Origin of the sequence: Marivita hallyeonensis (genome assembly GCF_900129875.1) — a bacterium.
Taxonomy (GTDB): Bacteria; Pseudomonadota; Alphaproteobacteria; order Rhodobacterales; family Rhodobacteraceae; genus Marivita; species Marivita hallyeonensis.
Genome location: NZ_FQXC01000002.1, coordinates 401,373 through 423,233, shown reverse-complemented (window position 1 = coordinate 423,233; position 21,861 = coordinate 401,373). Strand labels below are relative to the sequence as shown.

Here is a 21,861-nt window from a genome sequence, read left to right as displayed (position 1 = left end):
GGAAAAAGAAGAAGCCGGGGGACAGCGCGGTGTCTGAGCGAGTCGAGATATTCGAGGTCGGGCCGCGCGACGGGTTACAGAACGAGAAGCGTCTGATCCCGACGGCGGAGAAGATCGCGCTGGTGGATTGCCTGTCCCGCGCCGGATTCCGCCGGATCGAATGCGCCAGCTTCGTCAGCCCCAAATGGGTGCCGCAAATGGCGGATTCGGGCCAGGTTCTGGGGGGCATCACGCGGGTTGACGGAGTGTCTTATGCCGCGCTCACGCCCAATATGCGGGGCTTTGAGGCGGCGATGGCCGCGAGGGCGGATGAGGTGGCGATTTTCGGTTCAGCCTCTGAAGGGTTTTCCAAGGCGAATATCAACGCGACGATTGACGAAAGTCTGGATCGTTTTCGCCCGGTCGCGTCCGCGGCTTTGGAGCAGGGGGTGCCGGTGCGCGGTTATGTGTCCTGCGTGGTCGAATGTCCGTATGACGGGCCAGTGGCCCCGTCAGCGGTTGCGCGCGTGGTGGCCGAACTGCGCGACATGGGGTGCTATGAAATCTCGCTGGGCGACACGATTGGCCGTGCGACACCTGACGGCATCGTTGCGATGCTGCGCGCAGTCTTGCACGAATTGCCAGCCGATAAGCTGGCCGGCCATTATCACGACACGGGTGGGCTCGCCTGCGACAATATCGAGGCATCTCTGGAGTTTGGGCTGCGCGTCTTCGATGCTGCGGTGGGCGGGCTGGGCGGCTGTCCCTATGCGCCGGGTGCGGCCGGTAACGTGGCGACCGAGGCCGTGGCGGCGCGGCTGGAGGCGCTGGGCTACGTGCATGGGCTGGACATGACTGTCGTCGCCGAGGCCGCCGAGATGGCGCGCGCGATGCGGATTGGCTGATGGCCGGGTTCTATAAGGTGACAGAGCGGTCGATGGGAATGAGCGATGCTGTTTGGCGACGGCATGCCAATTCATTGTCGGCCTGGACGCGCATCCTGTCCGGATTGCCGCTCATCGCGCTAGCGATCTGGTCCCGCGTCTGGATCGGGTGGGGTGCATTGATTGTGCTCGCGGCGGTTGCGGTCTGGATCTGGTTGAATCCGCGCGTTTTCCCCGAACCTCGGAATTTCGATGCCTGGACCAGCCGCGCGGTTCTGGGGGAATACGTCTTTCTCAATCGCCGCGATACCGTCGCGGCCCACCACATCCGGATGGCCAACGTGCTATCGTGGTCGACACTGCCCGGTCTGATCCTGTTGGTGGCAGGTCTGTGGAGGCTCGATCTTGTCTGGACCTTTGCGGGTACGGTGCTGACCATTCTGCCGAAGTTGTGGTTTCTCGACCGGATGGTGTGGCTTTATCAGGAGTTCCTGCAAGGGGGAGCATCGGTACTTGGGATCACGCATGAAGGGGATGGCCTATGACCTTGATACGGACCGACGTTGATGCGCGCGGCGTAGCGACGCTGACGTTGGCTCGGGCCGACAAGCACAACGCCCTGTCGGCAGAAATGATGACCGCGTTGGAGAAGGCGGCACGTGATCTGGCGGAGGATGGATCGGTCCGCGCTGTTGTGCTTGCCGCCGAGGGAAAAACGTTCTGCGCCGGCGGCGATCTGGCCTGGATGCGGGCGCAGTTCGACATGGACCCGGACACCCGACGCACGGAAAGCCGCCGCATCGCAACCATGCTTGGGGCGCTTTACGACCTGCCGCAACCGCTGATCGGGCGGGTACATGGCAACGCGTTCGGCGGCGGGGTCGGGCTTGTTTCGGTTTGCGACGTGGCGATTGGTGTGGATGGCACCAAGCTGGGCTTCACCGAGACGCGGCTTGGCTTGATCCCGGCCAATATCGGCCCCTATGTCATCGCCCGGATGGGCGGCACGCGGGCGTCCGAGGTGTTCATGTCGGCGCGTCTTTTCGATGCGGCCGAAGCCGTACGGTTGAACCTGCTCAGCCGTACGGTTGACGCGGGCGATCTGGACGCGGCGGTTGAGGCAGAGGTGTTGCCCTATCTGTCCTGCGCGCCGGGGGCCGTGGCCGAGGCGAAAGCGCTGATGCGGGACCTGACAGGCCGCGTGACCGAGGCACAGATCGATATGGCCATCGATGCGCTTGCGCGGCGCTGGCAGTCCGATGAGGCTCGCGAAGGGGTGGGCGCGTTTTTCGACAAGCGCAAACCGGATTGGCAATGACTGTTTCCGCAGCTCACCTCTATGCAACCTTTTGCCTTGCCACGGTTTTCTTTCAAATTGGACTGATCGCCGGTCTGCCGCTTGGCCGGTACACGCAGGGCGGCAAACACGACGGCGCGTTGCCACTGTCGGGGCGCCTCATGGCCGCGCTGTCGATCCCCGTACTTCTGTTCATGGCACTCGCCATCCTGTCAGCGGCCGGGTTTCCGGGCCTTGGATGGCCACAATGGACGGGCTGGGTGGCGTTGAGTGTGACATGTGTCATTGCTGTCCTGAACTGGATCACGCCAAGCGAGGAGGAACGCCGCGTTTGGGGACCGGTCACCTCGGTCATGGCGGCGTTGGCGATCGTCGTGATGACCGCATGACCCAATCCCTGCACCTCGTGGCTGTGGTTGTCGACGATTACGAAGACGCAATCCGGTTTTACACCGATACGCTCGGCTTCGAGTTGGTCGAGGACAGTTATCAGCCGGAACAGGACAAGCGTTGGGTCGTCGTCAAGCCGCGGGGGCCTGGCACGGCGTCCGTCCTGCTGGCGCGGGCATCGAATGACAGACAGGCGCGGTTCGTCGGCGATCAGACTGGCGGACGGGTGTTTCTGTTTCTGCAGACCGACGATTTCGAACGGGACTACGCGCTTTACACAGAACGCGGGGTGAGATTTGTCCGACCGCCGCAGCACGCGCCTTATGGCACCGTCGCTGTATTCGAGGATCTGTACGGGAACCTTTGGGACCTGGTCGAGTTCAGCCGAAAGAGCGGTGACGGTGAGGAGACCTGACCTATTGCCGCACTCCGCGTTCCGGGCGCGAATATCGGCGGTAAAACATTGAACCGAAACGCATTTCCCTGACGTGATCGCGCTTTGGGTGCGGTTGACCCTGCCCACAGACGGGAGTACACGGTGGGAGTGCCAAGTTAGCCACTTGGAAGCGCGCCGAGGAGCGTGAAAGAAAAGGAGCCTCGTCTTGGAAGACATGCTGCGAGAATACCTTCCGATCCTTGTATTCCTGGTAATTGCGATCGGTTTGGGACTGGTTCTCATCCTTGCTGCGGTGATCGTCGCGGTCCGCAATCCGGACCCGGAGAAGGTGTCGGCCTACGAATGCGGGTTCAACGCATTCGATGATGCGCGGATGAAATTCGATGTGCGGTTCTACCTCGTGTCGATCCTGTTCATCATTTTCGATCTCGAAATCGCGTTTCTGTTTCCATGGGCCGTGGCGTTTTCGGATATCAGTATGACAGGCTTCTGGTCGATGATGGTTTTTCTTGCCGTTCTGACCATCGGCTTTGCCTATGAATGGAAGAAGGGAGCACTCGAATGGGAGTGATGACCGGAGCCAACACAGCCGAAGTGGACAAGGAATACGCCACGCAGGCGCTGAATTCCGAGCTGCAGGACAAGGGTTTCCTGCTGACGTCGACCGAGGACATCATCAACTGGGCGCGCACCGGATCGCTGCACTGGATGACATTCGGGCTGGCCTGCTGTGCGGTCGAGATGATGCATACCTCCATGCCGCGTTATGACCTTGAGCGGTTCGGCACGGCACCGCGCGCGAGCCCGCGCCAGTCGGACCTGATGATTGTGGCCGGCACGCTGACGAACAAGATGGCGCCCGCCCTGCGCAAGGTCTACGACCAGATGCCGGAACCGCGCTATGTGATCTCCATGGGGTCGTGCGCCAATGGCGGCGGCTACTACCATTACAGCTATTCCGTTGTGCGTGGCTGCGATCGGATCGTGCCGGTCGATGTTTACGTCCCGGGGTGCCCGCCGACGGCCGAAGCGCTGCTTTATGGGATCATGGCCTTGCAACGGAAAATCCGCCGGACGGGGACGATCGTGAGATGAGCTTTGAGATCGGCGATCTTGTACGCCTGAAATCTGGCGGCCCGGTCATGACTGTAGAGGCGTTGGCAGGCGAGGACATGCTGTCGGCCACATGGTTCGTGCCTTCGGACCTCAACAAGCTGAACGCTTGGTTTTCGGCCAAGTCGCTCAGCCCGGCAACCAACAAGGACGAGATATGGCAGCAGATCATGTCCGAGACGCGGGAGAATTGACATGTCCGAAGTGCTGAAGGAACTCGGCCAGCATATCGAGCTGAAGCGCCCGGATTGCGTGCTGGCGTGGGACGTCACCCATGATGAGTTGAACGTGGATGTGGCCCCGTCGAACATCGAAGGCTTCGTGGAGTTTCTGAAGAACGACTCCACCTGCAAGTTCTCGACCCTGATCGACATCACGGCGGTCGACTATCCGGAGCGCGCCAAGCGGTTCGACGTCGTCTACCACTTCCTGTCGATGTACCAGAACCACCGTATCCGCCTTCGGGTGAGTATTCGCGAGGACGAGATGGTCCCGTCCGTGACGGAGGTGCATCCCAGCGCCAACTGGTTTGAGCGCGAGGTGTTCGACATGTTCGGCATTCTCTTCTCGGGCCACCCGGACCTGCGGCGCATTCTCACCGATTACGGCTTCCGGGGGTATCCGCTGCGCAAGGATTTCCCGACCACGGGCTATACAGAGGTTCGCTACGACGAAGAGAAAAAGCGCGTTGTTTATGAACCGGTGAACCTGGTTCAGGAATATCGCCAGTTTGATTTCATGTCCCCATGGGAAGGCGCGCAATACGTGCTTCCGGGGGATGAGAAGCAGGAAGAGAAGGCGGACTGATGGAGTTTGTCATCTGGCTCGCGATCACGGCGGCGACGGTCATCCCGTTGATGAAGCTGCTGCCGCATTTCGGATATGACGCGAAATGGGCTTTTGTCGCGGTCATTCCGTTGGGTGCAATCGTACTGTTGTGGGTCATGGCGACGAAGTTGAATGAAATGGAGAAACGCTAAGTGGCACTGAACGGGTCCTGCCTGTGCGGAGCATGCACCTTTACAGCGGAAATGGGTCCGTTGGGGGCTGGAATATGCCATTGCGGGATGTGCCGAAAGTGGTCTGGCGGGATGTACATGTCGGTCGATTGCGGTGAGTCGGTCAAATTTGCGGAACGCGCGACGCTCGGCTCATACAAAGGGTCCGAATGGGGAGAGCGCATCTTCTGCACGACTTGCGGGTCATCGCTTTTGTGGCAAACGCAGGACGGCAAAAACCAGCATGTCTCGATCCAGTGTTTTGAAGACCCGTCGCAATTCGATCTGAAGATCGAGTTGTTTATCGATAGAAAGCCCTCGAACTATGCATTGGCGGGCACACGCAAGACCATGACCGAGGCTGAGGTCTATGCGATGTTTGCGCCGAAGGAGAACTGACGTGATGGACGGTAGTTCCGTGGACAGCAAGCGGGCCTTCGATGAGGTGTTCGCACAGGCGGTGGCCTATTCGGAAGCGGTCTACTACGCGCGTGCGGACGTGTTCAAAGGCATGTGCCACGAGCGGTTCAGCATGACGCTGATCAACGATGACGGCACAACCCTGCATTGGGACAAAGCGTCCTATCTGGAGCGCGTCTCGGGCCGGACGGCGTTCGAGGGTAATGCGTCGTACGAGATCAAGGGCATTGACGTGTCCGGCGGGACAATGGCGCGCGTGCATCTTTGGGTGGATGTGCCTTCGGCGCGGTATGAGGATCATCTTGGATTTGTCCTGGTCGACGGATCCTGGAAATTGTTGACCAAAGTGTTCCGGACGGCGGTCCGTCTGGATGCGGCGGAATGAGGAGAGCATGATGGACGGCTCCAAGTTTGACGACGGCAGCATCGACGCGCTGTCCGGGGAACAGAAAATTCGTAACTTCAACATCAACTTCGGCCCGCAACACCCTGCGGCGCATGGTGTTCTGCGTCTGGTGCTTGAGCTTGACGGCGAAATCGTGGAACGCTGCGATCCGCATATCGGCCTGCTGCACCGCGGGACCGAGAAGTTGATGGAAAGCCGCACGTATCTGCAGAACCTGCCGTATTTCGACCGGCTGGATTACGTGGCGCCGATGAACCAGGAACACGCGTGGTGTCTGGCGATCGAAAAGTTGACTGGGGTTGAGGTGCCGCGACGGGCGTCGCTGATCCGGGTACTCTATTCCGAGATCGGGCGCATCCTGAACCATTTGCTGAACATCACGACCCAGGCGATGGATGTCGGCGCGCTGACACCGCCGCTTTGGGGCTTCGAAGAGCGCGAAAAGCTTATGGTGTTCTACGAGCGCGCCTGCGGGGCGCGTCTGCACGCCGCCTATTTCCGCCCTGGCGGCGTACATCAGGACCTTCCCGGCGACCTGATCGACGACATCGATCATTGGGCCGACGAATTCCCCAAGGTCATCGCCGACATCGACGGGCTTCTGACCGAGAACCGTATCTTCAAGCAGCGTAATGCCGACATCGGTGTCGTGACCGAAGAGGAAATCCTCGATTGGGGATTCTCTGGTGTCATGGTCCGCGGGTCCGGCCTTGCGTGGGACTTGCGCCGTGCGCAGCCTTATGAGTGCTACAACGAGTTCGAATTCGAGATCCCGGTCGGAAAGAACGGCGATTGCTACGATCGCTACCTCGTCCGCATGGAGGAGATGCGTCAGTCGTTGCGGATCATCAAACAGGCCGTCGAGAAGTTGCGTGCGCCCGAAGGGCAGGGTGATATCCTCGCCCGTGGCAAGATCACGCCGCCGAAACGGACCGAGATGAAGACCTCGATGGAAGCGCTTATCCACCACTTCAAGCTCTACACCGAGGGCTTCCATGTACCTGAAGGCGAAGTGTATGCGTCGGTCGAAGCGCCGAAAGGCGAATTCGGCGTTTACCTCGTCGCGGATGGCACCAACAAACCCTACCGCGCAAAGCTGCGCGCACCCGGTTATCTTCATCTGCAGGCGATGGATCACATCGCATCCGGCCACCAGTTGGCCGATGTGGCGGCGATCATCGGTACGATGGACGTGGTGTTCGGAGAAATCGACAGATGATCTTTCGACCGGTTGCTGCGATTGCCGCTCTGAGCTTTGTTGCGGCCTGCGCGATCCCGCCTCAGGGGGTCACGCAAGAGGATGTCGCGAACTTTGACATCGCTGTCGCTTCCATTGGCTGTGACCTCGTCAGCGAGAGTGACTACCTTCCGGTCGAATTTCAAACCGGCCTGACCCGCGAACAGGTCATCCAAACCGCCCAATACCGCGTCTCTACGGAAGATGCCGTTGCGCTGGAAGGCGGCGGTGTCCGCCTTGTGACGGGCGCTTGCGCGCCGGACGCCACCTGATGCGACGGCACTCCACGAAGACCTGCTGACTGCGCGATGACGCAATAGGACCAGACCCATGCTACGACGCCTCCATTCCGAGCAACCCGACAGTTTCGCCTTTACCCCCGCCAATCAGGCGTGGGCAGACGCGCAGATCACGAAGTACCCCGAAGGTCGCCAGGCGAGCGCAATCATTCCGCTTCTGTGGCGCGCGCAGGAGCAGGAAGGCTGGCTGACACGTCCGGCTATCGAGACAATCGCGGATATGCTGGGCATGGCCTACATGCGCGCGCTCGAGGTTGCGTCATTCTACTTCATGTTTCAGCTGCAACCCGTTGGTTCTGTTGCGCATATTCAGATCTGCGGCACCACGTCCTGCATGATCTGTGGCGCTGAAGACCTCGTCGCGGTCTGCAAGGAAAAGATCGCACCGAAGCCGCACATGCTGTCCGCCGATGGGAAGCTTAGCTGGGAAGAAGTCGAATGCCTCGGCGCATGCGCGAACGCACCGATGGCGCAGATCGGCAAGGATTACTACGAAGACCTGACGGCAAAACGGTTTGGCGAGATCCTTGATGAACTCGCCGCTGGCAAAGTGCCGGTGCCCGGGCCACAAAACGGACGCTATGCGGCGGAACCGAAATCAGGTCTCACAAGCCTCACCGATTTCGAAAGCGGGCGGCACCAGTATAACGCGTCGGTGCAACTGGCCACGGATATCGGCGATACCGTGAAGCGCATCGATGGAACCGAGGTCCCGCTCATCACACCGTGGCAGGGCAAAGCCGCCAACAAGGCGCAACCGCCGAAGCCCGGACCAGATGCGATGATGCCCCCGTCCGGTCCTGACGGACCGCAGGGCGGCCGTGCCAAGGGCGATGCCGCCGCGCCACGGGACATTGGCGATGCGTCCGACAAGCGGTCCGAAGCGCCGGGACAGGCCGAAGGTGTCGAGGCGGTCGCAAAACCGCCCTTGAATGTGGCCGACGCACCGGCAGGCGTTAAGCCGCAAGCCTTGGATGGGCCGCGTGATGGCGGCGCTGACGATCTCAAACAGATCAAGGGTGTCGGGCCGAAGCTTGAGCAACTGTGTAACGATCTGGGCTTCTACCACTTCGATCAGATCGCAGGTTGGACCGCCGAAGAAGTGGCCTGGGTCGACGAAAACCTGAAAGGTTTCAAAGGCCGGGTTTCGCGCGACAATTGGGTGGAACAGGCCAAGACACTTGCCTCGGGCGGCGAGACGGAGTTTTCTTCTCGTGTAAAGACAGGTGATGTCTACGATTAAGGGCATCTGAACACGGACAGGGAGATTTCGAATGCAACAAAAGAATTCCGGCATGAGCTGCCAACTGGGATCATGGGCGATGGCCGCAGGCGTCGGCCTGTTGATCTTTGTCCTCCTGCGCGTCCTCGGGAGCACGGGTTGGATGGGTTCCATCTTCCTGGGTGGTGTCGCGTTCCTGGTGCTTGGACTTGTTTTCAGCTGGCTCTTCTGCCGTGACCTGCCGGAAGCACGGGGTCCGGGCAACATCGACGCGAGCAACGCGAGCCAGACATCTGCACCGGCGCCAAAAGCCGCTGCACCGAGCGCCCCGGCGCCGAGCGCGCCGTCTCCGCAAGCCGATCCTGCCCCGACCGCGTCCGAGGCCACATCGCCTGCCAGCGCGACGAAGACTGCCGTAAAGGCATCGACACCTCTGCCCGGACAAGCGGACTTGGCGTCGCGCAAGGGTGAATGGAAATACGAAGGCGGCGCGGCGGCGGCAACGTCCGTTGCGGCACCTGCTGCGGCCGCCTCGACCGCCTCGACACCGGATTACGATGGCGACGGCAAGGCAGAAGGCGCAGACGAAGGCACGAAACCTGCGACCTTGTCCGAAGCCCGCGAGGGTGGTGCGGACAACCTCAAGGAAATCAAGGGTGTCGGCCCGAAGCTTGAAAAGCTCCTGAACTCCATGGGGTTCTACCACTTCGACCAGATTGCCAATTGGACGGCGGATGAGGTGGCGTGGGTCAACGCCAACCTTGAAGGGTTCAAGGGCCGCGTGACCCGTGACAACTGGGTGGAACAAGCTAAAATTCTGGCCTCTGGTGGGGAAACCGAATTCTCCAAGCGCGTTGACAAAGGTGGCGTGTACTAGGGGTTGAGACGACCATATGGATCGAAATTCGGAAGAGGCGCGCCGGGGACGGCGCATCGCGCTGATCATCGCGGGGATAGGCCTCTTCTGGATTTTGATCACAGCCATCGGGTCCGAATACGGCTGGAGCCAGCGGACCCGGGCGTTCTTTGATCTGCTCGTGTTGGCGGGCTTTGGCGGGGCGCTTTGGATGACCTACCAACTCTGGCGGTCACGCCGGAATGACAAGGATTGAACAATGCTGAGCGATCAGGACCGGATCTTTACCAATATCTACGGGATGCACGACCGGACCCTCAAAGGAGCACAGGCGCGCGGCCACTGGGATGGCACGGCCAAGCTGATTGAGAAGGGGCGCGACTGGATCATCGACGAGATGAAGCAATCCGGTCTGCGCGGGCGCGGGGGCGCGGGTTTCCCGACCGGTCTGAAGTGGTCCTTCATGCCGAAAGAAAGCGACGGACGGCCGAGCTATCTGGTGGTGAACGCAGACGAGTCCGAGCCGGGCACCTGCAAAGACCGCGAGATCATGCGTCACGATCCGCACACGTTGATCGAGGGCTGCCTCATCGCGAGTTTCGCGATGAATGCGCATGCCTGCTACATCTACATCCGCGGCGAATACATCCGCGAGAAGGAAGCGCTGCAGAACGCCATTGACGAGGCCTATGATGCAGGCCTTTTGGGCAAAAACGCCGCCGGATCGGGCTGGGATTTCGACCTCTACCTGCATCATGGTGCAGGCGCTTACATTTGCGGCGAGGAAACAGCGCTGCTTGAAAGCCTCGAAGGCAAGAAGGGTATGCCGCGCATGAAGCCGCCATTCCCAGCGGGATCCGGTCTGTACGGGTGCCCGACCACGGTGAACAACGTGGAATCCATTGCCGTGGTCCCCACCATTCTGCGGCGGGGTGGCGAATGGTTCTCGGGCTTTGGCCGTCAGAACAACGCGGGCACCAAACTCTTTGCGATTTCGGGCCATGTGAACAACCCGTGCGTCGTTGAAGAGGCGATGTCGATCACGTTCGAGGAGCTGATCGACAAGCATTGCGGCGGCATTCGCGGCGGCTGGGACAACCTCAAGGCGGTGATCCCCGGCGGATCGTCTGTTCCTTGCGTGCTTGGCGAGAATATGCGCGACGCGATCATGGATTTCGATTACCTGCGCGGCGAGCTGGGTTCGGGCCTCGGCACGGCGGCAGTCATCGTGATGGATCAGTCGACCGACATCATCAAGGCGATCTGGCGGCTGTCGAAGTTCTACAAGCACGAAAGCTGCGGCCAGTGCACGCCGTGCCGCGAAGGCACCGGCTGGATGATGCGCGTCATGGACCGTCTCGTGCGCGGCGAGGCGGAGGTCGAGGAGATCGACATGCTCTTCGACGTGACCAAGCAAGTCGAGGGCCACACCATCTGCGCGCTTGGGGATGCAGCGGCGTGGCCGATTCAGGGTCTCATCAAGAACTTCCGCGACGAGATCGAGGACCGTATCAAGGCGCAAAAGACCGGGCGCATCAGCGCGGTTGCGGCGGAATAGGCGCTTCTCGCGGAATTCTTGCGGTTGTGTGCGGACCAGTCAAAAGGCGCGTAACGGCGCCTTTTTTCATGTTCACAACCTGCAAAGAGCTGCGGGCTTGCAAGCCATAGAGGACTAAGCGCATGGTACGGCAAGGTTTTCGAAAGGGACGACGATGAAATCTGCTTGGATCTCGGGAGCTTTGCTGCTGGCCTTGGTGGCTTGCGGTCGGGGCGAATTGGACACTGTGGTCTATGAAGGTGCCCGCTTCACGGGCGATCTGCGGTCCGAGCGCGGTGACCGGGCGGCGTTTGTGGCGAGCGGCGGCCCGGCATCGGTGAGCATCGAAGGTGCTAAACAGGCTGCCGAATTCCAGGTGGTCCAACACTGCATCCGGTACTTGGGCAGCTCGGATGTGGCTTGGACAAACGGGCCGGATGTCGAAGACGCCGCTTTGACGATCGACAACAACAAAGTTGTTTTGTCAGGGCGCTGTATTGAGCCATAACTTGCTGAAATACTGTGCATATTGGCCTTGGTTATTGAATAGCACGTCGCAATCTCCCCATATACGGTTCACGTGATGCGTGGATTGAGTGATGCGACTTCTGACAACAGTGATTTTGGCGGCCGGTCTGGCTGCAACAAGCGCGGCTGCGAAGCCGCCCTTGCGTGACATCGCCGAGATTGACGACACGATCATGGTGGTCGCCATTGCGGACGAAATCCGGAAATCCTGCGACGACATCAGTCCGCGTCTGATGCGGGCGTATTCTACGTTGTCTGGCCTGAAGGCGCTTGCCCGGGAAAAAGGTTATTCGGAAGAAGAGGTCGAAGACTACGTGACCTCAAAATCCGAGAAGGCGCGGATGCGCGCCAAGGCCGAAAGCTTCCTCGCGGCGCAGGGGGTCGCGGTCGATGACAAGGCGGCGTTGTGCCGCTTTGGAAAGGCGCAGATCCAGTCCCAGACCAAGATCGGTCAGCTCCTGAAATAAAACGACAATCCTCGCTCTGGCGGTCTTTTGCGCGGTGCCCCTGCGTCAGGGGGGCGCGTCGATTTTGCCCGGTTTCTTTTTGCCTCTGCATCTGGCCTATTCCGGTCAGTCGCGCTAGAACGCAGCGACGTTAGCCGATAGCCGATTTGCCAAGGCATCGACTGCGCCAGCCAAATGGGAACAAAGGGCCGGGCATGTCTGATTTGCGCAAGATCATCATTGATGGAAACGAGATCGAAGTGGACGGTGCGATGACACTGATCCAGGCCTGTGAACAGGCCGGGATCGAGGTGCCGCGCTTCTGTTACCACGAACGGTTGTCCATCGCGGGCAATTGCCGGATGTGCCTTGTCGAAGTGGTTGGCGGACCACCCAAGCCTGCCGCCTCCTGTGCCATGCAGGTGCGCGATCTGCGCCCCGGGCCGGAAGGCCAGCCGCCAGTGGTCAAGACCAACTCGCCCATGGTGAAGAAGGCCCGCGAAGGGGTGATGGAGTTTCTGCTCATCAACCACCCGTTGGATTGCCCGATCTGCGATCAGGGCGGCGAATGTGACCTGCAGGATCAGGCGATGGCGTATGGTGTCGATTTCAGCCGCTTCCGCGAACCCAAGCGCGCGGTCGAGGACCTGGACCTTGGCCCGCTTGTCGAAACACACATGACGCGCTGTATCTCCTGCACCCGGTGCGTGCGCTTCACGACCGAAGTCGCGGGCATCACCCAGATGGGCCAGACCGGCCGGGGTGAAGATGCGGAGATCACCAGTTATCTGGGCGAGACTCTGAATTCGAACATGCAGGGTAATATCATCGATCTGTGCCCGGTAGGTGCGTTGGTGTCGAAGCCCTACGCTTTCACGGCTCGTCCCTGGGAATTGACCAAAACGGAATCCGTCGACGTGATGGACGCGCTTGGGTCGAACATTCGTGTCGACACCAAAGGCCGCGAAGTCATGCGGTTCCTGCCGCGCAACCATGACGGCGTGAACGAGGAATGGATTTCCGACAAGACACGCTTTGTCTGGGACGGTCTGCGCCGCCAGCGGCTCGACAAGCCGTACGTACGGGAGAACGGCAAACTGCGCCCGGCAAGCTGGTCCGAGGCGTTGACCAAGGCCGCTGAGGCGATGAAGGGCAAGAAACTCGCCGGTCTTGTTGGCGACCTTGTCCCGACCGAGGCGGCGTACGCCCTGAAACTTTTGATCGAGGGGCAGGGTGGTCATGTCGAATGCCGCACAGATGGCGCGAAGCTGCCAGCGGGCAACCGCTCGGGCTATGTCGGGACCGCTTCCATCGAAGATATCGACGCCGCAGAGAAGATCCTTCTGATCGGCACCAACCCGCGTGACGAAGCGCCGGTGCTGAACGCACGCATTCGCAAAGCCTGGGCATCGGGTGCAGACGTGGCACTTGTCGGCGAGGCCGCGGACCTGACCTACGACTACGAATACATGGGTTCGGATCGCGCTGCGCTGGCGCACGTCGCGGGGCTCGATTTCGGTGACATGAAGGACAAGAACGCTGTCGTCATCGTCGGGCAAGGCGCCCTGCGCGAAGCGGACGGTGCAGCCGTTCTTGGCACTGCGATGCAGATTGCAGAAGCCTCCAACGCGAAGTTCATGGTTCTGCATACGGCCGCAGGCCGCGTTGGCGCGATGGATGCGGGATGCACCACCGATGGCGGTCTGGACACGACCATCGATGGGGCCGAGGTGATCTACAATCTTGGCTCTGATGAGGTCGATATCGCCGACGGTCCTTTCGTGATCTACCAGGGGTCGCACGGTGACCGGGGCGCGCACCGCGCCGACATCATCTTGCCGGGAGCGGCGTACACAGAAGAGCAGGGGCTCTTCGTGAACACCGAAGGGCGTCCGCAACTCGCCCTGCGGGCCAGCTTTGCGCCGGGCGACGCCAAAGAGAATTGGGCCATCCTGCGTGCGCTGTCGGCGGAACTGGACGCGACACTGCCCTTTGACAGCCTGGCGCAACTGCGCAAGGCGCTCATCAAAGATGTGCCGCATCTGGCCAAGATCGACACCGTGCCGGAAAACGAGTGGCGCGCTGAGCCCGCAGGCAAGCTGGGAGCTGCTGAGTTCCGCAACGCGATACAGGATTTCTATCTGACCAACCCGATCGCGCGCGCCAGCACACTGATGGCAGAGCTTTCTGCGGGCATGAAAGCCCGCAAGGACACCAAGATCGCGGCGGAGTAAGCGGGATGCGCCAAGCGGCGGGCATAACTCCGGTGGCATTGGTCATGCTGGGCAGTCTGTCGGCATGTGACGCGCCAGAGCCGGCGAACTCGCCGTTTGCGCCCACATACGAGGGCGTGACCACTACTTTGCTGGATGGCGATCTCGTGCAGTTCAACGTCGCGATGCGAGGGGCACGCGGACCGACGGACGTTGAGGATTACGCCGAATGCGCTGCGGCGCAGTACACGCTGATCCGCGGCTTCGGCTTTGCGCGGCATTTGCGCACAAATGTATACGAAGAGGGTGGTCTCTGGCGGGGAGATGCGGTTTACACCATCTCGCCGGCGCTGCCCCGTGGTGTGCGGACCATTGACGCTGAGGTCGTGGTCGCATCCTGCGTTGAAAACGGAATACCGATGGTTTGAGGACGTGATGGCTGACTTCTTTACCACTCCCCTGGGGATCGGCGTGATCATCGTCGCTCAGTGCCTTGCGGTACTGGGTTTCGTCATGGTGAGCCTTCTCTTCCTCGTCTACGGCGACCGCAAAATCTGGGCCGCTGTGCAGATGCGGCGCGGGCCGAACGTCGTGGGCGCTTACGGCCTTTTGCAAACGGTGGCCGACGCTCTGAAATACGTGGTGAAAGAGGTCGTGGTGCCTGCGGGCGCGGACAAGCCCGTGTTCATGCTGGCCCCCATGACGTCCTTTGTCCTCGCGATGATCGCCTGGGCGGTGATCCCCTTCAACGATGGTTGGGTGCTCGCGGACATCAACGTGGCCATCCTCTACGTCTTCGCCGTGTCCTCGCTCGAAGTATATGGCGTGATCATGGGTGGATGGGCGTCTAACTCGAAATACCCGTTCCTCGGCTCGCTTCGGTCGGCGGCGCAGATGATCTCTTACGAGGTGTCGCTGGGCCTGATTATCATTGGCATCATCATCTCGACCGGGTCGATGAACTTCGGCGCCATTGTGAACGCGCAGGACGGAGCGTACGGCTTCTTCAGCTGGTACTGGTTGCCGCATTTTCCGATGGTTTTCCTGTTCTTTATCAGCGCGTTGGCAGAGACAAACCGCCCACCGTTCGACCTGCCCGAAGCGGAATCCGAACTCGTTGCGGGCTACCAGGTGGAGTATTCCTCCACGCCCTTCCTGCTTTTCATGGCGGGCGAATACATCGCGATCTTCCTGATGTGCGCGCTGATGAGCCTGCTTTTCTTCGGCGGCTGGCTATCGCCGATCCCGGGTCTGCCCGATGGCGCGCTCTGGATGGTGGCCAAGATGGCGTTCTTCTTCTTCATCTTCGCGATGGTGAAGGCTATCACCCCTCGCTACCGGTATGACCAGCTGATGCGGATCGGCTGGAAAGTGTTCCTGCCGTTCAGCCTTGTCTGGGTGGTTTTCGTGGCCTTCGCGGCCAAGTTCGAATGGTTCTGGGGCGCCTTCGCGCGCTGGGTCTGAGGAGAGACAAGATGGCAAATATCGACTACGGACGAGCTGCCAAGTACTTTCTGTTGCAGGACTTCTGGCAGGGCATGAAATTGGGCCTGAAGTATTTCTTCGCGCCCAAGGCCACGCTCAACTACCCGCACGAGAAGGGGCCTTTGTCCCCGCGGTTCCGTGGCGAACACGCGCTGCGCCGCTATCCGAATGGCGAAGAGCGCTGCATCGCGTGCAAGCTCTGCGAGGCGATCTGCCCCGCGCAGGCGATCACCATCGACGCGGAGCCCCGCGATGACGGCTCCCGCCGCACCACGCGCTACGACATCGACATGACGAAGTGCATCTACTGCGGCTTCTGCCAGGAGGCGTGCCCGGTGGACGCGATTGTCGAAGGTCCGAACTTCGAGTTTTCGACCGAGACCCGGGAAGAGCTTTACTACGACAAGCAAAAGCTCCTCGACAACGGCGAGCGCTGGGAAGCCGAGATCGCGCGCAACCTCGAATTGGATGCGCCGTACCGATGACCGACACCAAAACCCCTTTCGAGCTGATGATGCAGCAGGCGCAGGAGATGGCGCGCGCCTTCAACCCTGCGCTCACGTCCTTCGACCCCAAAGGGTTCGAGAAGATGTGGCCGACTATGCCGAAGGACGCCATGGAGATGTGGTTTGGCAAGGGGATCAGCAAGGATGGACTGGATGCAAAGACACGCCTGTTGCTGACGTTGGCCGGAATGACCATGCAGGGCGCGCAGGCGGAAACGCCGTTCCGGATGACCGTGCGCCACGCGACCGAGGCCGGGGCCACGAAAGACGAGATCGCCGAGACCATCGCACAGATGTCGATGTTTGCCGGCATTCCCGCCATGACCCGTGCCATGGAACTGGCGCGCGAGGTGATGGAAGACGATACAGAGGAGGGCGACGCGTGAGTGTCTTTGCCTTTTACCTATTCGCCCTGAGCACGATCGCAGGTGGACTGTTCACTGTCATCAGCCGCAACCCGGTGCATTCCGTGCTCTGGTTGATCCTTGCGTTCCTGTCCTCCGCTGGCCTCTTCGTGCTTCTGGGGGCGGAATTCGTGGCGATGCTTCTGGTGATCGTTTACGTGGGCGCCGTCGCCGTTTTGTTCCTCTTCGTCGTTATGATGCTCGACGTGGATTTCGCCGAACTGAAAGCGGAAATGGCGCGCTACGTGCCGCTTGCCTTGCTGATCGGCGTGGTGATCCTGATGCAATTCGCGCTGGCCTTCGGTGCATGGGAATCGAACGCCGCCGCCGAAGGATTGCGGGCGCAGGTGACACCGGTGGATCGCCACAACACGGAGGCCCTGGGCCTGATCCTCTACGACCAGTATTTCCTGTTGTTCCAACTCGCGGGCCTGATCCTGCTGGTCGCGATGATCGGAGCCATCGTGCTGACCCTGCGACACCGCTCTGACGTCAAGCGCCAGAACGTCCTCGCGCAGATGTATCGCGATCCGGCAAAGGCGATGGAACTGAAAGACGTGAAGCCGGGGCAGGGCCTTTGATCAAAGCTGCGATCATATCAATTGCTGCCGCTTCGGCGGTTACTGTTATGTTAAGCGATGAGGCTATCGCGTGCACATGGAGCCCCTTAGTCGTCGAGATCATGACAGCTGACTCTGATTTGCACACGGATGATGTGGCCTCGAGGCTTTTTGATGACGAAGACGAGGTAGGACTGTTTCCAATGGCTTATGGCAAGCAGTGTAGTTTTGCTTTTGGTGGCGCGCTCGATTCAGTCTTTGGCTCTCCTGTGACGAAGCTTGCGAATGGTTTGCTGGCTCAGACAGTGCTTATTGCTGAGGGATGCACTCCCGAGTCGCATCTGCTTGTCTCTGATTGCGAGTCCGGTCAGGCAGTCCGACTTCGGAATAATGAACACGATAGCACGGATCTGGACAGTGGCATTTTCCCGAAACTTATCGGGGATTTGATCGTTCCAAAGGGTGCTTTGGATATTCATTCTGACCGTTCAATCACTGAACTTGCCCAAGATGCGATGAGCTTGGGCATCGGAGTAGATGTGATCGAGTTTCCTGCTTCCTTTGAAGTGAAGGTTGGAGCCGCAGACAGGGTCGACCCCGCTTGTGGTTGTCGGCATTTCTTTCCAGATAGTTTCGGGTCAAGCGGGCACTGACCCGCGACAAAAACAAATTGTCCTGGACAACTGCGTCCGGGACGCGAGCTGAACGAGAAAACGACGGGGCACACCCCGGAGGGACGTGATGATAGGACTAGAGCATTATCTGACAGTGGCAGCGGTGCTGTTCGTGATCGGGATTTTCGGGCTGTTCCTGAACCGCAAGAACGTGATCATCCTCTTGATGAGCATCGAACTGATGCTGCTTGCGGTGAACATCAACCTTGTCGCGTTCTCCAGCTTTCTCGGCGATCTGGTGGGGCAGGTGTTCACGCTCTTCGTGCTGACAGTCGCTGCGGCCGAAGCCGCCATCGGTCTCGCGATCCTCGTGTGCTTCTTCCGCAACCGTGGCTCCATCGCGGTTGAAGACGTCAACGTGATGAAGGGCTGACGACCATGGAAACGCTCATCCTGTTTTCCCCGCTTGTCGGTGCCATTCTCTGCGGGTTCGGCTGGAAGTTCATCGGTGAGACCGCCGCCATGTGGGTGGCTACGGGTCTTCTGTTTTTCGCCTGCGTGCTGTCCTGGATCGTGTTCCTGACCCATGACGGCGTCACGGAAACGATCAACATCCTGCGCTGGATCGAATCCGGCACGCTGAGCACCGAATGGGCGATCCGGCTGGACCGTCTGACGGCGATCATGCTGATCGTGGTGACGACCGTGTCGGCCCTCGTGCACCTCTATTCCTTCGGTTACATGGACCACGACCCGCAGTGGAAAGAGGGTGAAAGCTACAAGCCGCGCTTCTTCGCCTATCTGTCGTTCTTCACTTTCGCCATGCTCATGCTCGTGACGTCGGACAACCTCGTCCAGATGTTCTTCGGCTGGGAAGGGGTGGGCGTCGCTTCCTACCTTCTGATCGGATTCTACTACCGCAAACCCTCGGCCAACGCTGCCGCGATCAAGGCGTTTGTCGTGAACCGCGTCGGCGATTTCGGCTTCGCATTGGGCATCTTCGCGCTCTTCTTCCTCGTGGACAGCATCCGCTTTGACGACATCTTCGCCGCCGCGCCGACGCTGGCCGAGACGCAATTGACCTTCCTCTGGACCGAATGGAACGCGGCGAACCTGATCGCCTTCCTTCTATTCATCGGCGCGATGGGCAAATCGGCGCAGCTTTTCCTGCACACATGGCTGCCCGACGCGATGGAAGGCCCGACGCCGGTGTCGGCTCTGATCCACGCAGCGACAATGGTGACGGCGGGCGTGTTCCTCGTCTGCCGCATGTCTCCGCTGATGGAGTTCGCGCCCGAAGCGATGGCCTTTGTGACCTTCCTCGGCGCGTCGACGGCGTTCTTTGCAGCCACTGTGGGCCTCGTGCAAAACGACATCAAGCGCGTGATCGCCTATTCGACCTGCTCGCAGCTTGGCTACATGTTCGTGGCGGCCGGTGTGGGCGTCTACTCGGTCGCGATGTTCCACCTCTTCACGCATGCGTTCTTCAAGGCGATGCTGTTCTTGGGCGCAGGCTCGGTCATCCACGCGATGCATCACGAGCAGGATATGCGCAACTACGGTGGTTTGCGAAAGAAGATCCCCTACACGTTCTGGGCGATGATGATCGGCACGCTGGCGATCACCGGCGTGGGTATCCCGCTGACAGGTTGGATCGGCTTTGCGGGCTTCGCCTCCAAAGACGCTGTCATTGAGTCCGCCTATGCCGCTGGCCCCATGGGCTACGCCTTCTGGATGCTGGTCATCGCGGCGCTGTTCACCAGCTTCTACAGCTGGCGGCTGATGTTCCTGACCTTCTACGGCAAACCGCGCGGCGACAAACACACGCATGAGCACGCGCATGAAAGCCCGAAAGTCATGCTGATCCCGCTGGGCGTTCTCGCCATCGGGTCGATCTTCGCGGGCGCGATCTGGTACAGCAGCTTCTTCGGCAAGACCAACGAAGTGGTGAAGTTCTTCGGCGGCGCGTATGGCGAACCGACCGCGGAGCTGGTTGAACAGGTCGCAGAGCGCAGCCCGAAGGCGTCCGAGTTGCACTACGTAATGGAAAGCGCGCCGGGTGAGGCCGCGATCTATATCGCACCGGAAAACACCATCCTGCACGAAGCGCATTACGTGCCGACCTGGGTCAAGCTCAGCCCGTTCATCGCGATGCTGATCGGCCTTGGCACAGCTTATGTGTTCTACATCCGCGATCCGTCGATCCCCAAGCGTCTGGCCGAGAACCAGCGCCCGCTGTACCAGTTCCTGCTGAACAAATGGTACTTCGACGAGATCTATGACTTTCTGTTCGTCCAGCCCGCAAAGAGCCTCGGCAATCTGCTTTGGAAACGCGGCGATGGAAACGTGATTGACGGCTCGATCAACGGCGTGGCCATGGGCTTCATCCCGATGCTGACCCGTCTCGCCGGTCGGGCGCAGTCCGGCTACATCTTCACCTATGCGTTCTTCATGGTGATCGGCATCGCAGCGCTCATCACTTGGATGACGCTCAGCGGGGGAGTGGAATAATGGATAATCTTCTTTCCATCGTCACCTTCCTGCCGGCGCTGGCGGCATTGATCCTGATGGTGTTCCTGCGCGGCGATGACGAGGCGGCGAACCGCAACGCCAAGTGGCTGTCCCTGATCGCCACGAGCGCGACCTTTGTGATCTCGCTCTTCATCCTGTTCCAGTTCGATCCTCAGAACACCAGCTTCCAGATGGTGGAAGAGGGCGAATGGCTGCTGGGTCTGCAGTACAAGATGGGCGTTGACGGTATCTCGGTGCTGTTCGTGATGCTGACTACGTTTATGATGCCGCTGGTCATCGCAGCGTCGTGGGAGGTCACCCACCGCGTCAAGGAATACATGGTCGCCTTTCTGTTACTGGAAACGCTCATGCTCGGCGTCTTCATGGCGCTGGATCTCGTGCTCTTCTACCTCTTCTTCGAGGCGGGCCTCATTCCGATGTTCCTGATCATCGGCATCTGGGGTGGCGCGAATCGCATTTATGCGAGCTTCAAGTTCTTCCTCTACACCTTCCTTGGCTCGGTGCTGATGCTGGTGGCAATGGTGGGCATGTTCGCGGATGCAGGCACGACCGACATTGAACAGCTGATGCTGCACCAGTTCGGGTCCGAGACGTTCAGCATTCTGGGTGTGCAGATTGTCGGCGGCTTGCAGACGCTCTTATTCCTGGCGTTCTTCGCCAGCTTTGCCGTCAAGATGCCGATGTGGCCGGTCCACACATGGCTGCCCGACGCGCACGTGCAGGCCCCGACCGCCGGATCGGTGGTTCTGGCCGCGATCCTTTTGAAGATGGGCGGCTACGGATTCCTGCGCTTCAGCCTTCCGATGTTCCCGGTCGGAGCGGACGTACTGACGCCCTTGGTGCTGTGGATGTCGGTGATCGCCATCGTCTACACCTCGCTTGTGGCGCTGGTGCAGGAGGACATGAAAAAGCTCATCGCATATTCGTCCGTCGCCCATATGGGCTACGTCACGATGGGCATTTTCGCGGGCAACCAGCAGGGCATCGACGGTGCAATCTTCCAGATGATCAGCCACGGCTTCATCTCGGGCGCGCTCTTCCTCTGCGTCGGCGTGATCTATGACCGGATGCACACGCGCGAGATCGACGCCTATGGCGGCCTCGTGAACCGGATGCCGGCCTACGCTCTGATCTTCATGCTGTTCACCATGGCCAATGTCGGCCTTCCGGGCACATCCGGCTTCATCGGTGAATTCCTGACACTTGTGGGCATCTTCCAGGTGAACACCTGGGTCGCGCTGATTGCCACTTCGGGTGTCATCCTGTCGGCGGCCTATGCTTTGTGGCTCTACCGCCGGGTGGTCATGGGCGATCTGATTAAGGAAAGCCTCAAGACCATCACCGATATGTCCCGCCGCGAGCGCGCGATCTTTGCGCCGCTCGTGATTGCAACGATCCTCTTTGGCGTCTATCCCGCCCCGATCCTCGACACGATCGGACCGTCGGTCGAGGCGCTTGTTTCCAACTATCAGACCGCACTTGCCGAGGCGCCATCGCGCCTGATCCAAGTCGCGGCGAGCCATTAAGGAGGTCTGAGC

General features: G+C 60.2%; 30 protein-coding genes. All 30 read left to right on the top strand.

Features of this window, described 5'->3' with window-relative positions; all coding sequences use genetic code 11:
* The first annotated feature begins 29 nt into the window (after window positions 1-29).
* Entirely contained in the window at window positions 30-884 is an 855-nt protein-coding gene (locus BUA42_RS07775) for a hydroxymethylglutaryl-CoA lyase (RefSeq protein ID WP_072777130.1), read from the top strand.
* Window positions 884-1,408, top strand: coding sequence for a DUF6653 family protein (locus tag BUA42_RS07770; protein WP_072777129.1), 525 nt, complete (start codon window positions 884-886; stop codon window positions 1,406-1,408). The genes BUA42_RS07775 and BUA42_RS07770 overlap by 1 nt, the downstream gene beginning before the upstream one ends.
* Window positions 1,405-2,181, top strand: coding sequence for a crotonase/enoyl-CoA hydratase family protein (locus BUA42_RS07765; protein WP_072777128.1), 777 nt, complete (start codon window positions 1,405-1,407; stop codon window positions 2,179-2,181). Before BUA42_RS07770 ends, BUA42_RS07765 begins: the two co-directional genes overlap by 4 nt.
* Complete coding sequence (locus BUA42_RS07760) at window positions 2,178-2,549, top strand: NADH dehydrogenase (protein WP_072777127.1); 372 nt, start codon at window positions 2,178-2,180, stop codon at window positions 2,547-2,549. Before BUA42_RS07765 ends, BUA42_RS07760 begins: the two co-directional genes overlap by 4 nt.
* Complete coding sequence (locus BUA42_RS07755) at window positions 2,546-2,965, top strand: VOC family protein (protein WP_072777126.1); 420 nt, start codon at window positions 2,546-2,548, stop codon at window positions 2,963-2,965. Before BUA42_RS07760 ends, BUA42_RS07755 begins: the two co-directional genes overlap by 4 nt.
* A 187-nt stretch (window positions 2,966-3,152) precedes the next feature.
* Entirely contained in the window at window positions 3,153-3,518 is a 366-nt protein-coding gene (locus BUA42_RS07750; RefSeq protein ID WP_072777125.1) for an NADH-quinone oxidoreductase subunit A, read from the top strand.
* A complete protein-coding gene (locus tag BUA42_RS07745; RefSeq protein WP_281249780.1) occupies window positions 3,509-4,042 on the top strand; it encodes a NuoB/complex I 20 kDa subunit family protein in 534 nt (177 codons plus the stop codon). The genes BUA42_RS07750 and BUA42_RS07745 overlap by 10 nt, the downstream gene beginning before the upstream one ends.
* The gene (locus BUA42_RS07740; protein ID WP_072777123.1) at window positions 4,039-4,254 is read left to right on the top strand and encodes a YodC family protein; all 216 of its coding nucleotides are present in this window, start codon (window positions 4,039-4,041) and stop codon (window positions 4,252-4,254) included. Before BUA42_RS07745 ends, BUA42_RS07740 begins: the two co-directional genes overlap by 4 nt.
* 1 nt (window position 4,255) lies before the next feature.
* Window positions 4,256-4,867, top strand: coding sequence for an NADH-quinone oxidoreductase subunit C (locus BUA42_RS07735; protein ID WP_072777122.1), 612 nt, complete (start codon window positions 4,256-4,258; stop codon window positions 4,865-4,867).
* On the top strand, window positions 4,867-5,040 hold the full coding sequence (locus BUA42_RS21145) for a hypothetical protein (RefSeq protein ID WP_178346875.1): 174 nt from the start codon (window positions 4,867-4,869) through the stop codon (window positions 5,038-5,040). The genes BUA42_RS07735 and BUA42_RS21145 overlap by 1 nt, the downstream gene beginning before the upstream one ends.
* Window positions 5,041-5,457, top strand: coding sequence for a GFA family protein (locus tag BUA42_RS07730; protein ID WP_072777121.1), 417 nt, complete (start codon window positions 5,041-5,043; stop codon window positions 5,455-5,457). It abuts the gene before it with no gap.
* 4 nt (window positions 5,458-5,461) lie between these two features.
* Complete coding sequence (locus BUA42_RS07725; RefSeq protein WP_072777120.1) at window positions 5,462-5,863, top strand: nuclear transport factor 2 family protein; 402 nt, start codon at window positions 5,462-5,464, stop codon at window positions 5,861-5,863.
* A 10-nt stretch (window positions 5,864-5,873) separates the two neighbouring features.
* On the top strand, window positions 5,874-7,103 hold the full coding sequence (locus tag BUA42_RS07720) for an NADH-quinone oxidoreductase subunit D (protein ID WP_178346874.1): 1,230 nt from the start codon (window positions 5,874-5,876) through the stop codon (window positions 7,101-7,103).
* Window positions 7,100-7,393, top strand: coding sequence for an NADH dehydrogenase (locus tag BUA42_RS07715; protein WP_072777119.1), 294 nt, complete (start codon window positions 7,100-7,102; stop codon window positions 7,391-7,393). The genes BUA42_RS07720 and BUA42_RS07715 overlap by 4 nt, the downstream gene beginning before the upstream one ends.
* Before the next feature lie 58 nt (window positions 7,394-7,451).
* The gene (locus BUA42_RS07710; protein WP_072777118.1) at window positions 7,452-8,663 is read left to right on the top strand and encodes an NADH-quinone oxidoreductase subunit E; all 1,212 of its coding nucleotides are present in this window, start codon (window positions 7,452-7,454) and stop codon (window positions 8,661-8,663) included.
* A 31-nt stretch (window positions 8,664-8,694) separates the two neighbouring features.
* Complete coding sequence (locus BUA42_RS07705) at window positions 8,695-9,519, top strand: NADH-quinone oxidoreductase subunit E (RefSeq protein ID WP_143152644.1); 825 nt, start codon at window positions 8,695-8,697, stop codon at window positions 9,517-9,519.
* Window positions 9,520-9,535: 16 nt separating this feature from the next.
* The gene (locus BUA42_RS07700) at window positions 9,536-9,754 is read left to right on the top strand and encodes a DUF5337 domain-containing protein (RefSeq protein WP_072777117.1); all 219 of its coding nucleotides are present in this window, start codon (window positions 9,536-9,538) and stop codon (window positions 9,752-9,754) included.
* 3 nt (window positions 9,755-9,757) lie between these two features.
* Window positions 9,758-11,056, top strand: a complete 1,299-nt coding sequence (gene nuoF, locus BUA42_RS07695; RefSeq protein ID WP_072777116.1) for an NADH-quinone oxidoreductase subunit NuoF — start codon at window positions 9,758-9,760, stop codon at window positions 11,054-11,056.
* A 154-nt stretch (window positions 11,057-11,210) separates the two neighbouring features.
* A complete protein-coding gene (locus BUA42_RS07690; protein WP_072777115.1) occupies window positions 11,211-11,543 on the top strand; it encodes a hypothetical protein in 333 nt (110 codons plus the stop codon).
* A 91-nt stretch (window positions 11,544-11,634) separates the two neighbouring features.
* Entirely contained in the window at window positions 11,635-12,030 is a 396-nt protein-coding gene (locus tag BUA42_RS07685) for a DUF5333 domain-containing protein (protein WP_072777114.1), read from the top strand.
* Between the two features lie 194 nt (window positions 12,031-12,224).
* Window positions 12,225-14,243: an NADH-quinone oxidoreductase subunit NuoG gene (gene nuoG / locus BUA42_RS07680; protein ID WP_072777113.1), complete on the top strand. Its 2,019-nt coding sequence runs from the start codon at window positions 12,225-12,227 to the stop codon at window positions 14,241-14,243.
* 5 nt (window positions 14,244-14,248) lie between these two features.
* Window positions 14,249-14,650, top strand: a complete 402-nt coding sequence (locus tag BUA42_RS07675; protein ID WP_072777112.1) for a hypothetical protein — start codon at window positions 14,249-14,251, stop codon at window positions 14,648-14,650.
* Between the two features lie 7 nt (window positions 14,651-14,657).
* Entirely contained in the window at window positions 14,658-15,686 is a 1,029-nt protein-coding gene (gene nuoH, locus BUA42_RS07670; protein WP_072777111.1) for an NADH-quinone oxidoreductase subunit NuoH, read from the top strand.
* Window positions 15,687-15,697: 11 nt separating this feature from the next.
* Window positions 15,698-16,192, top strand: a complete 495-nt coding sequence (nuoI, locus tag BUA42_RS07665) for an NADH-quinone oxidoreductase subunit NuoI (protein WP_072777110.1) — start codon at window positions 15,698-15,700, stop codon at window positions 16,190-16,192.
* Window positions 16,189-16,599, top strand: a complete 411-nt coding sequence (locus tag BUA42_RS07660) for a carboxymuconolactone decarboxylase family protein (RefSeq protein WP_072777109.1) — start codon at window positions 16,189-16,191, stop codon at window positions 16,597-16,599. The genes nuoI and BUA42_RS07660 overlap by 4 nt, the downstream gene beginning before the upstream one ends.
* Window positions 16,596-17,198 carry an NADH-quinone oxidoreductase subunit J gene (locus BUA42_RS07655; protein ID WP_072777108.1) on the top strand — a complete coding sequence of 201 codons (603 nt, stop codon included), beginning with the start codon at window positions 16,596-16,598 and terminating at the stop codon, window positions 17,196-17,198. Before BUA42_RS07660 ends, BUA42_RS07655 begins: the two co-directional genes overlap by 4 nt.
* Complete coding sequence (locus BUA42_RS07650; RefSeq protein ID WP_072777107.1) at window positions 17,195-17,830, top strand: hypothetical protein; 636 nt, start codon at window positions 17,195-17,197, stop codon at window positions 17,828-17,830. The genes BUA42_RS07655 and BUA42_RS07650 overlap by 4 nt, the downstream gene beginning before the upstream one ends.
* Before the next feature lie 88 nt (window positions 17,831-17,918).
* Window positions 17,919-18,224 carry an NADH-quinone oxidoreductase subunit NuoK gene (gene nuoK, locus BUA42_RS07645; RefSeq protein ID WP_072777106.1) on the top strand — a complete coding sequence of 102 codons (306 nt, stop codon included), beginning with the start codon at window positions 17,919-17,921 and terminating at the stop codon, window positions 18,222-18,224.
* Between the two features lie 5 nt (window positions 18,225-18,229).
* The gene (gene nuoL / locus BUA42_RS07640) at window positions 18,230-20,302 is read left to right on the top strand and encodes an NADH-quinone oxidoreductase subunit L (RefSeq protein WP_072777105.1); all 2,073 of its coding nucleotides are present in this window, start codon (window positions 18,230-18,232) and stop codon (window positions 20,300-20,302) included.
* Complete coding sequence (locus tag BUA42_RS07635; protein WP_072777104.1) at window positions 20,302-21,849, top strand: NADH-quinone oxidoreductase subunit M; 1,548 nt, start codon at window positions 20,302-20,304, stop codon at window positions 21,847-21,849. The genes nuoL and BUA42_RS07635 overlap by 1 nt, the downstream gene beginning before the upstream one ends.
* Window positions 21,850-21,861 lie beyond the last annotated feature (12 nt).